Annotated in this window: 7 protein-coding genes; 5 read left to right on the forward strand and 2 right to left on the reverse strand. The window is 34.0% G+C overall.

Annotation, left to right across the window (positions count from 1 at the left end; all coding sequences use genetic code 11):
- Positions 1-109 precede the first annotated feature (109 nt).
- A complete protein-coding gene (locus tag KO504_RS10660; protein WP_215926722.1) occupies positions 110-1,249 on the forward strand; it encodes a cystathionine gamma-synthase in 1,140 nt (379 codons plus the stop codon).
- Positions 1,250-1,327: 78 nt separating this feature from the next.
- Here the strand turns inward: KO504_RS10660 and KO504_RS10665 are convergent, their stop codons facing one another.
- Complete coding sequence (locus KO504_RS10665) at positions 1,328-2,143, reverse strand: THC0290_0291 family protein (RefSeq protein WP_215926723.1); 816 nt, start codon at positions 2,141-2,143, stop codon at positions 1,328-1,330.
- 287 nt (positions 2,144-2,430) lie between these two features.
- Between KO504_RS10665 and gdhA the strand changes: the two genes are divergently transcribed.
- The 4 genes from gdhA (at position 2,431) to KO504_RS10685 (ending at position 9,449) form a co-directional block, all read left to right on the forward strand.
- Positions 2,431-3,774, forward strand: coding sequence for an NADP-specific glutamate dehydrogenase (gdhA, locus tag KO504_RS10670; RefSeq protein WP_215926725.1), 1,344 nt, complete (start codon positions 2,431-2,433; stop codon positions 3,772-3,774).
- Positions 3,775-3,899: 125 nt separating this feature from the next.
- Entirely contained in the window at positions 3,900-6,269 is a 2,370-nt protein-coding gene (locus tag KO504_RS10675) for an ABC transporter substrate-binding protein (protein WP_215926727.1), read from the forward strand.
- A 2-nt stretch (positions 6,270-6,271) separates the two neighbouring features.
- On the forward strand, positions 6,272-6,991 hold the full coding sequence (gene recO / locus KO504_RS10680) for a DNA repair protein RecO (protein ID WP_215926729.1): 720 nt from the start codon (positions 6,272-6,274) through the stop codon (positions 6,989-6,991).
- 28 nt (positions 6,992-7,019) lie between these two features.
- Positions 7,020-9,449: a TonB-dependent receptor plug domain-containing protein gene (locus tag KO504_RS10685; protein WP_215926731.1), complete on the forward strand. Its 2,430-nt coding sequence runs from the start codon at positions 7,020-7,022 to the stop codon at positions 9,447-9,449.
- A gap of 278 nt (positions 9,450-9,727) precedes the next feature.
- Here the strand turns inward: KO504_RS10685 and KO504_RS10690 are convergent, their stop codons facing one another.
- On the reverse strand, positions 9,728-14,665 hold the full coding sequence (locus KO504_RS10690) for a beta strand repeat-containing protein (RefSeq protein ID WP_215926733.1): 4,938 nt from the start codon (positions 14,663-14,665) through the stop codon (positions 9,728-9,730).
- Positions 14,666-14,877 lie beyond the last annotated feature (212 nt).

A 14,877-nucleotide genomic window follows, 5' to 3' on the forward strand; every position in this document is an offset into this window, starting at 1 on the left:
ACAAAGACTAAAGGTATTATATAGATTCGAATAGAACGAATTATCCATTAAATTTGTTGTGATTTAAAGGTGATAATTCAGATGGCTTAGGCCGTAAATGTTATAAACTATGAAATTCAATACAAAAGCAATACACGGAGGTCAAAAACCTGATCTTGCATATGGTTCTGTAATGCCTCCAATTTATCAAACATCTACGTTTGCACAATCAACTCCAGGCGGTCATAAGGGTTATGAGTATTCTAGAACACACAACCCAACCAGAACGGCGTTAGAGAATGCTTTTGCGAGTATAGAAAATGGAAATCATGGTTTGGCTTTTAGCTCTGGTTTAGCAGCGATTGATGCTGTTCTAAAATTATTAAAGCCTGGTGATGAAGTCATTTCTACTAACGATTTATATGGTGGGACATATCGTTTATTTACTAAAATATATGAGGATTTTGGTATAAAATTTCATTTTATTGGTATGGAAAATGCCAATTGTGTTGAAGACTACATTAACTCCAACACAAAGTTGATTTGGGTAGAAACGCCAACAAACCCAATGTTAAATATTATAGATATTATTACAACGGCAAAAATGGCTAAAAGACATGATGTACTGTTGGCTGTTGATAATACATTTGCCACTCCGTATTTACAGCAACCATTAGATTTAGGTGCCGATATTGTTATGCATTCAGCAACAAAATATCTTGGAGGTCATAGTGATTTGGTTATGGGAGCTTTAATTGTTAAAGATAAGGAATTGGCAGATCGTTTGTATTTTATTCAGAATGCAAGTGGAGCGGTTTGTGGTCCTCAAGATGCGTTTTTAGCATTAAGAGGTATAAAAACGTTACATGTACGTATGCAGCGTCATTGCGAAAATGGAAAAGCAGTTGCAGAATATTTAGAAAAACATCCAAAAATTGAAAACGTATATTGGCCAGGTTTTAAGCATCATCCCAATCATTTTATCGCCAAATCACAAATGACCAATTTTGGGGGCATGGTGTCTTTTACTACAAAAGGAAATAATTACCAAGACGCTATGAATATAGTAGAGAAGCTAAACATTTTTACGCTTGCCGAATCGCTTGGTGGTGTAGAATCGTTAGCTGGTCATCCAGCAAGTATGACACACGCTAGTATCCCTAAAGAAGATCGTGAAAAAGCAGGAGTTGTAGATTCTCTAATTAGATTGAGTGTGGGTATTGAAGATGAAACAGACTTAATAGGAGATTTAAAACAAGCCATAGGATAGTTTTATTATTAGTTCTACAATACACAAAAGACCAAATCTAATGATTTGGTCTTTTGTGTTATATAATTTATAAGTTGTTTAATCTAAGTAGTAAATGTAACCAAAGTTTAGCCACACCATCCAATCGTTGGCTTTATTAGAAGAAAGTTGGTGGTCTAAACCATCCGTTTTGTCACTAAAAAAGTACTGGAATCTTAAATCAACCATTAAATCCGAAAGTACAGTAAGTTTGTATCTTGTTCCAACACTACTTACTATAGACCACGCAGAACCACTTTTGTCACTTACAGAACCAGGTTCCCAAAATGAGTAAAAGTTAGATGGGTCATCTATATCTCCAAAGTTATTAAGGTTAGAAAAATCTGAGCTTACATAATTGGTGTAAACACTAGGATTGTATGATACATAGTGCGCGCCTAAACTAACAAACGGAGCAAATGAATAAACACCAGCAGAAAATTCTCTGATACTTCTTGGGAAAAACTCTAATTGCATTCCTATATCCCAATTTTGTGCCTCTCCAGAATGCCCTCTTAATCGATTGGCATTTTCAGATGTTTTATTAGACTCAACCCATTCTCCGAAGTGCTCAAGTTTTGTTTTATTCCAAGAGATTTCACTTCTTAACTTAAAGTGGTCATTAAAGTATTTGTCTGTAGTATAACAATTACAATCAGCACGATAAGAAAAGTTGATGTAGTGTACAATACCTAAACCAATCCCTGAATTGCCAGCATTAGTTTCAAAATCCGAACGTACACCGAAATCAGATTGATAAGCTACAGGACCTGCAATAACACCTAATTCGTGAGAAAAGCCTAATTGCGAGTAACTTAGTTGCATTGATAAAAAAAATGCAAGTGGAATGAATAGTTTTTTTATATATAGTGTCATGTAATTTCAAAATTGAGACTCTTAGCCGAGCAAATATATAAAAACTCGACGAAATACCAAATAAAACGGATAAAATGCATGCTTTAATATACTTTAAAGAAAAGAATTAATGTTGATTTTGAAAAATTAAACAGATAAAAATATAAATTAAACACTTATTTTTGCAGATAAATTATAATTTACACACAATATATTATAAATTTCTAAATTAATGTTAATTAAAATGATATTTGTGTAATAATAAGTTGTTTGTATAAGACTTTAACAAAAACAAAAAAAATAAATTTATGAAAGATAAAATAAAAGCTTTTTTAAATCTCGTAAATGAAAGAAATGGTAACGAACCTGAGTTTATGCAGGCTGTAGAGGAAGTTGCGGAAACTGTAATTCCATTTATTGAAAGCAATCCAAAATACAAAGGTAAAATGTTATTGGAGCGTATGGTAGAGCCAGAACGTACTATAATATTTAGAGTACCGTGGATTGATGATAACGGTAATACGCAAGTTAATAGAGCGTTTAGAGTTGAATTTAATTCTGCTATTGGACCTTATAAAGGAGGTTTGCGTTTTCACCCTTCAGTAAATCTAAGTATTTTAAAATTTTTAGGTTTTGAGCAAGTATTTAAAAATTCTTTAACAACACTTCCTATGGGAGGTGGTAAAGGTGGTTCGGACTTTAATCCTAAAGGGAAGTCAGATAATGAAGTCATGCGTTTTTGTCAAAGTTTTATGAGCGAATTATTTCGTCATATTGGCCCAAATACAGATGTTCCTGCAGGAGATATTGGAGTAGGAGGAAGAGAAATTGGTTATATGTTTGGCCAATATAAAAGATTGCGTAACGAGTTTACAGGTGTGCTAACAGGTAAAGGAATTTCTTTTGGTGGCTCTTTAATAAGACCAGAAGCTACGGGTTATGGTAATGTGTATTTTGCTAAAAATATGTTAGCAACTAAAAATGACAGTTTTGAAGGTAAACATGTTGTAATTTCGGGTTCTGGAAACGTAGCACAGTATGCTGCAGAAAAGGCCATAGAATTTGGTGCAAAAGTACTTACAATGTCTGATTCTTCGGGATATATTTACGATAAAGATGGGATTGATGCCGAAAAATTGGCCTTTATTATGGATCTTAAAAATGTAAAAAGAGGAAGGATTTCAGAATATGCTAATGAATTTTCTTCAGGAACATACCATAAAGGTGAAACTCCTTGGGGAGTTAAATGTGATATTGCCTTGCCATGTGCAACACAAAACGAACTTAATGCAGAAGACGCAGAAAAATTATTAAGTAATGGTTGTATTTGTGTGAGTGAAGGAGCTAATATGCCTTCTACACCAGAAGCAATTGAGGCCTTTCATAAAGCAAAAATATTGTTTGCTCCAGGAAAAGCATCTAATGCTGGTGGAGTAGCAACATCTGGTTTAGAGATGAGCCAAAACTCATTACGATACAACTGGACTCGTGAAGAAGTAGATGCTAAATTAAATCAAATTATGGATGATATTCATGCATCATGTGTTGAATATGGAACTGATGAAAATGGTTATGTAGATTATGTACGAGGAGCAAATATTGCAGGCTTTGTAAAAGTTGCAGATGCTATGTTAGCTCAAGGAGTAGTTTAACTCATTAATACGATTAAAAGATGAGCTTCTGTGTTTTTCATGGAAGCTTTTTTTATTGACATAATATATGATATGCATTATAATATCGTTACTATTAAATATCTTTGACCAAACCTAATTTACGAATGCGTATTACTATTTTTAAAATCTTTATTCTAGTATTTGGCTTAACAACCTCGTGTTATAGTCAAGATTTCTCAGAGTTATGGCAAGGGCATTATTCCTATAATAATATTATAGATGTTGTAAATGGTGAGAATAAAATATTTGCGGCTGCCCAAAATGCCGTTTTTGAATACGATACTTTAACTAATGAAATAACTAAAATCACGACTGTAGAAGGGTTGTCTGGTGAACAAATTACAACTATTTATTATAGTGAGTTATATCAATATTTACTCATTGGTTATGAAACAGGCTTAATTGAGATATATTCTGAAACTGATAAATCGGTATTAAGAGTTGTTGATATTCTTGAAAAACAAAACATTACTCCATTAAATAAACGTATTAATCATTTCTACGAGAATGAAGGCTTAATTTATATTTCTACGGATTATGGCATTTCAATTTATAGTTTAGAGGGATTAGAGTTTGGAGATACCTATTTTCTTGGTAATGGTGGATCTCAAATTACAGTGAAACAAGTTTCTATTTTAAATAATGAAATCTATGCAGCTTGTTTAAATAATAATGGCTTAAAAAAAGCAGATTTAACCAATCCTAATCTTATTGATTCTCAACAGTGGCAAACCGTTATTGTAGGGAACTATCATTCTGCGAGTACTGTAGGTAATTCTTTGTATGCTGTAAGAGCTAATGCTGTGGTTTATAAAATAAATGGTGCTTCAGTTAATAGCGTATTAACTTTACCCTTATTACCTTTAGATGTAGAAAAAGTGGGTTCTAATTTTATTTTTTCAACAACAAATACAGTTTATGTGTACGATGAAAATATGCAATTAGTTAACAGTTTTCAGCCAACTGTAGATTTTGATACAAATTTTACATCAGCAACACTATTAGATGACTTTGTATATATAGGTACAGAGAATTTTGGAGTACTAAAAGGTCAGATTTCAGATAACAGTACTTACGTAGATATTATGCCTAATGGGCCTTTATATAATGAAACGTTTAAGATAAATGCCGAAAATGTTGTTTGGGCAAGTTTTGGAGATTATACATCTGCATTTGATCCTGCTCCGGAACGAAGCCGAGGGTTGAGTTATTATAGAAATGAGACTTGGCAAAACATTCCTTATGACAGTGTTTTGGGAGCAAAAAATCTCAATACTATTTCTATAAATCCATTTAAGTCTAATCAAGTCTTTGTCAGTTCATTTGAAAATGGAATATTAGAATTAAATAATTTTGAACCTACTGTATTGTATAATCAAGACAATAGTGGGTTAGAACCTATAATAAATTATACAACCATTAGAGTGTCTGCTTCAATATTTGACAGAAATGGTGTGTTGTGGTCGTTAACGTCACGTGCTCCTAATCCTTTAAAATCGTATGATCCTAGTACAGGAAGTTGGGAAGCTCATGATTTTTCGAGTATAATAGAAAATTCTACAACTGACGAATTTGGTTTTTTTGATATAGATATAGATAATAATGGCACCAAATGGATAGGCTCATATTCTAATGGTTTGTTAGCATACAATGAAAGTATAGGAAATAATCCGCTACGTAATATTAATTCAGAAGCTCAAAATGTACTCCCATTTTCTAGGTTTACTGCTGTTGCGGTAGATAATAGTAGTCAGCTATGGGTTGGGACAACAAAAGGGTTAAGAGTTTTGTATAATACAATAGGCTTTTATGAAGATCCAAATCCAACGCTAAGTCAAATTATTATTTTGGAAGATGGTATTCCTAAAGAGCTTTTAGAAAACCAATCTATTTCAGATATTGAAGTTGATGGTTCTAATAACAAATGGATTGCCACTGCAGATTCGGGTGTGTTTTATTTTTCGTCAGATGGTCAAAAAACAATTTATCACTTTACAACAGATAACTCACCACTACCTTCAAATCGCATTAATGATATCGCTTTAGATTTAGATAATGGTATAGTATATATTGCTAGCTCAAGAGGATTAATGGCGTTTAAAGCCGGAGGTTCTAAGCCAGAAGATACTTTAGAAAATGCTTTTGCTTATCCAAACCCTGTACGACCAGAGTATAATATACTTGGTTTTAATGACCTTAACGACATTAATAAAGGCGTAAAAATAAGCGGACTTACAGATAGTGTAAATATTAAAATCACAGATATTGAAGGTAATTTGGTTGCCGAAGCACAGTCTAATGTTAATTTAAGGTCTTCAAATAACAACTATAACTTTGCTATAGACGGAGGTACTGCCGTTTGGAATGGTAAAAACATGGGCAATTCTATAGTGAGATCTGGCGTGTATTTAATACTGATTTCAGATTTAGATTCTTTTGAAACCAAAGTATTAAAAGTCCTTATAATAAGATAAACATGCTTACAAAAAACAATAGCATTGTTCTTTCAAAATTAAAATACAGAGATCATGATCTTATTGTAAAGTGTTATACTGAGCAACGAGGATTGGTAAGTTATATGTTAAGAGGTGTTTTAAAGTCTAAAAAAGGATTGTCTAAAACGGTTTATTATCAAGCTTTATCTCAGCTTCAAATTGAAGAAAACTACAAGCCTAATCAATCGCTTCACTTTATAAAAGAAGTAAAATTTAGTTATATTTATAAAAGTCTTCATACTAACATCTATAAAAGTTCAATTGTATTGTTTTTATCTGAAATACTTTCCAATGTGCTTAAAGAAGAAGAAAAGAATGAAGATTTATTTCATTTTATATCGGCAGCACTTCAGTATTTAGATAATGAAGACCAATTTTCTAATTTTCATTTATTGTTTCTTTTAAAATTAACACGCTATTTAGGATTTCAACCAGAAAACGTGAATACAAACGATCCGTATTTTAATTTAGAATCTGGAATTTTTGAAGGTGTCAATCACGGAATTTATTCCGTTTCAGGCGAAAATTTAACACTGTTAAAACGTCTGTTAGGCACAAATTTTGATACTTTAAATACTGTAAAAATCAACGGCAAACAAAGACAAGAGTTTTTAAATATGCTGTTGCATTATTTTGAATTACATTTGGGTAATTTTAAAAATCCTAAATCATTACAGGTGCTTAACGAGGTATTTCATTAGGCGTATTTACCAAAATATTTTATTGAAAATGAGTTTGCAGATAAAGCGAAACTTCGCGTATAGTATTTTTTTAGTTCTTTTCATACAATCGGTTTTTGGACAAACTGTTACTGTTTTAGAAGAAGATAGTCTTGCTCCAATTCCTGGAGTTGAACTGTATAATCTTAAGAAGACTAAAACGCTAGTTACCGATTTAAAAGGTGAAGCCTCTTTAGCTATTTTTAATGATGATGAAATCATCTTTTTTCAAGATTTTTTATACGAAAAGCAACAACTCACAAAAGCTGAAATTGCAAAAAACAATAATACGGTACACCTTACTTTAAAAGTTGAAGACTTAAAGCAAATTGTTATATCTGCATCTAAGTTTGAGCAAAACAAGCGCGATATTCCTCAAACTATTGTGAGTCTTAATGCTAAAGATATTGTGCTTGCAAATCCGCAAACAAGTGCAGATGTATTAGAGAACACCGGTAATATTTACATTCAGAAAAGTCAAATGGGAGGAGGGAGCCCAATGATTAGAGGGTTTTCTACTAACCGTCTTTTAATTACTGTAGATGGTGTACGTATGAATAATGCTATTTTTAGAGGAGGTAATCTTCAAAATGTGATTTCTATAGATCCTTTTGCAATTAGAAATACAGAGGTGACTTTAGGGGCTGGTTCTGTGGTCTATGGTAGTGATGCTATTGGTGGTGTGATGAGTTTTTATACAAAAAAACCTCAGTTATCTTATAAGGATGAATTGTTTCTTGCAGGAAATGCTTTAGCAAGATATTCTACTGCTAACAAAGAGAAAACAGGACATTTTGATGTGAACTTAGGTTATAAAAAGTGGGCGTTTTTAACTAGTGTAAGTTATACCAATTTTGATGATTTAAGAATGGGAAGTCATGGGCCAACAGATTATATAAGGCCAGAATATGTGGCTAGTGTAAATGGAGAAGATATTATGGTTGCTAATTCTAATCCGTTGGTACAAACACCAACAGGTTACGACCAAATTAACCTGATGCAAAAAGCCAGATACGAGCCGTCTGATAATCTTAATTTTGATTTTGGATTGTACTATTCTACAACATCTGATTATTCCAGATACGATAGATTAATAAGATATAGAGGAGATTATTTACGTTCTGCCGAATGGAATTATGGTCCGCAACAGTGGTTTATGGGGAGTTTTCAATTGACCAAATTGAGTAGTCATTCTAACTTGTATGATAAAATTCAGACCACTTTAGCCTATCAAAATTTTAAAGAAAGTAGAGAAGATAGAGACTATCAATCTGCCATACGCGAAGTAAGAGCAGAGTCTGTAGATGCGATGTCCTTTAATCTCGATTTAGAAAAGGATTTAAGTGAAAAAACAAGTATTTTCTATGGCTTAGAATATTTACATAATATCGTAGGCTCTGAAGGACATGAAGAACATATTGAAACCAACACTAGTGTTCCTAATGTTACACGTTATCCAGATGGATCTACCTGGCAATCTATAGCTGCTTATGCGAGTTTAAAACATAAGCCTAATTCTAAATTTGTATTTCAAACTGGGCTTCGGTTTAATCAAGTGATTGCTAAAGCCGACTTTACAGCCAATAATGAGTTTTTAAACTTGCCTTTTAATGATGTTGAAATAAATACAGGTGCATTAACTGGTACAGCAGGCATTACGTGGTCGCTAAGCAATATGATTCAATGGAAATTAAATGCCTCTACAGCGTTTAGAGCTCCAAACATAGATGATATTGGAAAGGTCTTTGATAGTGAGCCTGGTGCTGTAGTAGTGCCAAATAAAGACTTAAAAGCAGAGTATGCTTATGGTGGTGAATTGGGGTTAAAACTAAATTTTGATGACAAAGTGGTTTTAGACTTGGCCTCTTATTATACCTTTTTAGATAATGCTTTAATTAGAAGAGCTTATGCCATAAATGGTGCAGCCGAAATTATGTATGATGGTGAGTTAAGTGATGTTCAGGCGATACAAAATGCCTCTAAAGCATGGATTTATGGGTTTGAAGCAGGGTTGGAAGTTAATTTTACAAAACAATTAAAATTAAGCTCTCAATATAATGTAATTGGTGGTACAGAAGATAATAATGGGTTAGAAGAGCCTGTAAGGCACGTAGCTCCAAATTTTGGACGAACACATCTTATCTGGAAAAATAATAAATTGCAATTAAATGCTTTTGTTGTTTATAATAACGAACTTTCTTTTAATCAGCTTGCGCCTTCAGAAAGTGCTAAAGACTATATCTATGCCTTAGATTCTGATGGCAATCCGTATGCACCATCTTGGTATACGCTAAATTTAAGAACACAATACCAATACAACGCTAATCTTAGTTTAACGGCTAGTTTAGAAAATATTACAGATCAACGTTACCAACCGTATTCTTCTGGTATTGCAGCTGCAGGTAGAAATCTTATACTAGCTTTAAAATATACACTCTAACAAGTGTTGACTTAAAGTTGGTGCTAACTCTGTTTAATGTGAGTGGTTTACATCTTACGATTTAGTGTGTTATTTGTTTTGTAGCTAAGCTAAGTTAACCCCGTGGTTTATCCGAGTCTTACCCGACGCAAACCCGAGGTTAACCCGACGCAACTACGGGTGAACCTATTATGTAAAATACTCTACAATAGCTTTAGATGCTTGTTTTAATGTAAGCTTTAGGCAATAAAAAAAGCCTCATTTTACATGAGGCTTTTAATTTATAGATTATTATAATCTTACTGTTGTTTAATCGCTTTTTTACTAATGACCTGTCCGTTAGACAGTGTTATTTTTGCGATATAAGCAGATTGGCTTAGTTGTGATAGGTTGTATACTTCAGTAGTAGTGTTACCTCTTAAGTTATAAACGCGTCTGCCTAACATATCTAAAATTTCAACATTAGTAATTGTGTTTTGATTAGAATTGAGTTTAAATTCTACATCGCCATTTGTTAATTCGGTAATGCTAATACCGTTAGCATTGATTAAATGGTCTTCAATAGAAAGGTTAGCTGTTCTAAATACGATTTCAAAACGATTGTTGTATTCTCCTGTTTCAGACGTAAAGGTGTAATCTGAATCTTTAAGATTGTGGTAGGTGTTTAATAGGTTGTCTTTTAGATAAATATTATTAGCCGTATAAAATTCACCTTCAAATTGTGCAATAGAAATTTTGTATAAAGTAGGTGTTGTTATAATGGTTTTAAACCCAATGTGAATTACTTCATTTTCATCTAAGCTAGTAATGTCTTTCCCTTGAATTACAAATTGCTCATCAGCACTATCTAAAATCGTAGAATATATAGTTGCTGCATTTCCTGACGAAAGGTTTTCCTTTACATCATAATAAGAACCATCATTGTTGTCTGTTGCGCCTTGAAGATGGGCTACAGCAATTTGTTTAGCGACACCATTATCTGAACTTAAATTAAGCCATAAAACATTTCTTTGTGTATTGTTTCTAAAAAACTGATTGTTATTACCTGTAACTCTCATAGAGTTATTAAAGGTAATATTTGTTCCACTTATAGCTTCAATAAAGAAGCCTTGTCCAGAAGGCACAAAATCATTTGGAATAACACCATCTCCTCCAGCTACGTTTACACCACTTGCATTAATTATAGCATAATCAGCACCAGAAAAGTTTTCTCCTTCGTTACCTTGAGAATTAGCATTTAATGCTGTTGCTTGGCTCCATAAATAAATATTATTGGTAATACCAGAGTTAACAGAGAAAAATACATTAGTATCTATGGCGCTTGGATATGGGTTTCCAATAAAATTCCAGTCATTATAAACACCTCCACTATTATTAACAATAGTTGGTGTATATACGCCGTTGTTAAATGGCCCTACAAATGGAAATTGTTGTGATGCAGGAAATGGACCAAAAATACTTGCTGTTGCAGCGTAGCCAACACCTGGAGTCATTATGCCAGAGGCGAGTTGCCAATCGTTACCGTCATCATCTATATCATCTTGTCCTGATACAAATGTATTTGTGTTATCAATTTCTTCTAAAAGATCTATAAAATTAGCCGCATTAAAGATAAATCGTCTGCTAGGTGCAACGTTAGTGAAAACATTTTCTACAGTTTCTCCGGCTACAGGAGAACTCCAATACGTGTAATTATAGGCGTCTGTTAATGTTGTAGTTTCCTTTTGTACTGTAATAACACCAACACCTGTTACGGTTGCTAAATCATTTATTTGTACAACCGATCCTTGTGATTGAACTGTAATGTTACCATTGGCAACAATGTTGTTTTGTACTTCAATATAGTTGTTGTTTTGTATGGCTAAATTAAAAGGACTGTTTACTGTTAAGCTACAAGCGCTAAAGCTTGTTTGAGCTCCTCCTACAGAAGTATCGTAAGGTGCATTAATAATAACATTAGTAGATAAATTAGGCACTGTATCTAAAGGGGTGCCGTCGTTCCAGTTCCAATTACCATCCCAAGTTGCAGTGCTTAGTGTTATTTTTATAGCATTAGAAGCGGCATAACAAGTAGCATTATCCTCTCTTACTTCGCAATAAAATTGATACGTTGAAACACTTGGAGCATCTGAAATTATAAGGTCTGGCGAGGTGTCTACTGTTGTAAAAATCCCTCCTGTAGAAATAGCCTGCCATCCTAAACCAGCTTGCGCAGGATTATAAAAATACCAGTAATACCTTAAGTTGTTACCTCCAGAAAAACCTTCGCTTGCAGAAATACTTATTGTAGTTTCATTACATGCCGTAGTTGTGCTTGCTATAGAATTAACTATTGGTGGTGTTCCGGTAGAGAAATCGAAGCCATTTACTATATCTGAAAAATCATTTACAGAACAAGAGCCTGCACCACTGCCAGCCCAATCAATAATATTCCAATCATCATCATCAAATGTTGGATTTGGTAAAGGTGTTGCAGTGTTTAATCTTCTAAAATTAAAGCCTTTATTTCCGGAAATGGTAGTATGAACAGAGCTCATCCAATTGTTGTCACCAAATACACCAAAAGCATCAATTAAAACACCAGATTTATAGATGCCTAAAAAATCATGTCCATTAGCGGGTTTGTTAATACCCTCCATTGTTGTAATTAAATCAGCGTATGAAGCATCACCACCTGCTTGGGGGCAAGGGAAGATATCAACACCTGTTGCAATTACAAATGTTTGATTAATTCCAATGGTACCAGATAAGGCACGTGTTTTATAATTGTTGGTATCTGTATTATCTGTATTACCATTTTTATAAAGGTCTAAAGTGTAATTTGATAAATCTACAGGAGCACCAGTTGCATTATATAATTCTATATATGATAGTCCACCATATGTAGCATCTGTTATTTCACTTATAAAAATTTCTCCTAAAATACTAGATCCTTCACAACCACCGATAGTATTGTCGATAACATTAAAAAGAAACGAACTTTCGCATCCAAAACTATTGGTTACAAAAATAGTTCCTGTTGGTTCTCCTGCTGGTATAGTGATTTCAATTTCGTTAGCAGTCACAGCGGTTACTGTAAGAGGTGTGCCGTTAAATGTTGCTGTTGCTGTACTAATGTCATAACTTAAATCTGTTATAGTAACAACCGTATTTGCAGGTCCAGAATCAGGTGATATAGTCATTGTACTTGATCCGCAAATACCATTACCTGTAACGGCAAATCTGAATGGGTTTTCATCAGGATCTGTATTATTGATGGTTACAGTAGCGTTTTTTGTACCAGGAGTAGAGGGATTAAAAGTAATTAAGATAGGAGTTGAATCTCCAGGAGCTAATGTTGTTGGAGCAGGATTGCTACTTATTGTAAAATCTGTTGTAGATACCGTGATGCTGCTTATGTCTAAATTTCCTGTGCCCAAATTAACAATTAAGTAGGTTTTAGGAGCCGAAGTTGTACTTTCTGTTTGATTTCCAAAGTTATTGTTATAGACAGGAGCGATTCCGGCATTGTCAGGAATATTGTTTCCTGAGTTGGTTTCTACTCTAATCTCTGGAATTGGAGTTACACCTTCACCAGTGAGGTTTATCACACAAGCCCCTTCGTCAATATCATTGTTGTTTATGGTGAGTTCTGCTGTTTTTGTGCCATTTGTTGCTGGGGCAAATTGTACCGTAACGGTCTGCGTACTACTAGGAGCAACCGAAAAAGGAATAGCAGGTGATAACACTGTAAAATCGCCAGCATTTGTCCCTGTTATAGGAATTGAAGTCACATCTAAATCTACAGTACCTCTGTTTTCTATAACAAAAGTACGGTCCGTTGTACCAAAGCTGCTGCCGGTAGTTCCAAAATCTATAGTGTAACCACAATTTTGATCTATAGAGGAGTCATCTATTAATTGTAATTCTGGGTTGGGTGTTCCAGAATAACAGGTCCAAGATAAGTCACTAATTATTAAACGCTTGTTATTCGTAGAGCTTACATTTCTTATTTCTAAACTAATATTTCCTGGTACATTTACAGTTGCTGAAAACGTAGAAGCTACCGTTGATGAAGCAATAACATCACCTCCATATTGACTACCATTTATCCATACTTGGAATGTGGATTCTCCTGAAAATATACGTGCATAGTCAAAGGTAATTACACCACAACCGCCAGCAATGGGGTTGTCATTAGATAATGTACCGTCATTATTACTTCTCAATATTATAACTTCATTTCCTCCTAGGTTGTTATCTGTTCTCGCGTCTGTTGCTGTCCAATCTACACTATTATCACCAGTCCAAGTTCTAGTAGTATATGAGCTGCTATTACCAAGATTTACAAAAGATTCACTAGCACAAGGACCTGTTATTGTGGTAGCCGTTCCATTTAATGGACTTGTGGTATAATACAGTGGGCCACCACTACAACCAGAATCGTTAAAAGCAAAAACGAAAAAGTAATATGGAGTTGTTTGTGATAAGCCAGATGCTGTAAATGTTGTTGCGCTAGAGCTCTGTACAACGGTTCCACTTCCTAAAGAATCTCCAGTAGAATAGGAAGTTCCGTCTACAGGGTTTCCGCTTAGCGTAGCAGATGTGCTAGCCACAATAAGGTAGTCATCTGAAGATGCTGCTGTAAATGCCCCATCAATAGATGAGCTCGTTATATTATTTAACACCAAGCTTGTTGGTTGGCTTGTTGGTGCCACACATGGTGCTGTAACTTGTTTAAAAAGTCTTAATTTTACTTGATTTGAGGTATAGGCAGCAAAACGTGGAGAGCTATTATTCCATTGTAATATTCTAGCAGAATATTGGACATTGCTAAGCGACCACTCCCCACCACTTACAGTTGGTGTCCAGCGTTCTCTATCGTCAATTGTTCCGTTAAAGAAATCTGCATCGTTTGCTGTTGCAGGTGTTCTTCCAAAAGAAACGTAACCAACAGACGAATTATAAATGGTAATATTTCCTCCAGACACTGTAATATTAAAAATATTGTTGGCAGAATATCCTGTGGTAATTGCAGCTCCTGGATTTGTAATAGTGGTATAGTCTATATATACTGTACCAGCCGTAGAGTTCTCCATTAATGCAACATTGGAACTGGCATTAGCATCATATTCAACAATTAAATAGTTACCGTTAGTGAGGTCTCCTAAGGTTGTAATCTCATTGAATGTTTGCCCATAACCAAAATTAAAAGCACAACAAAATACTATAAATGAAAAGAGGTAGTTCTTAATCATAGGGATAAATTAAGGGATTAACTGTACAAAGATATATCAAAATCACTGTATTTCAGTGTCTTGTAAGGTACGTATTTATTAACAAATTGTTAAGTTTTATGCGTGTTTTACTATAAAATAAAGCCATTTTTCGATGAAATGCAATCTTTACGGTGTTGTTTCTAGGGTATGTGTTCTAGTTTTTGAGTTTTAATATGGCTGTAGTTGTGCGT

It is taken from the genome of Winogradskyella psychrotolerans, assembly GCF_018860565.1.
Classification (GTDB): domain Bacteria; phylum Bacteroidota; class Bacteroidia; order Flavobacteriales; family Flavobacteriaceae; genus Winogradskyella; species Winogradskyella damuponensis.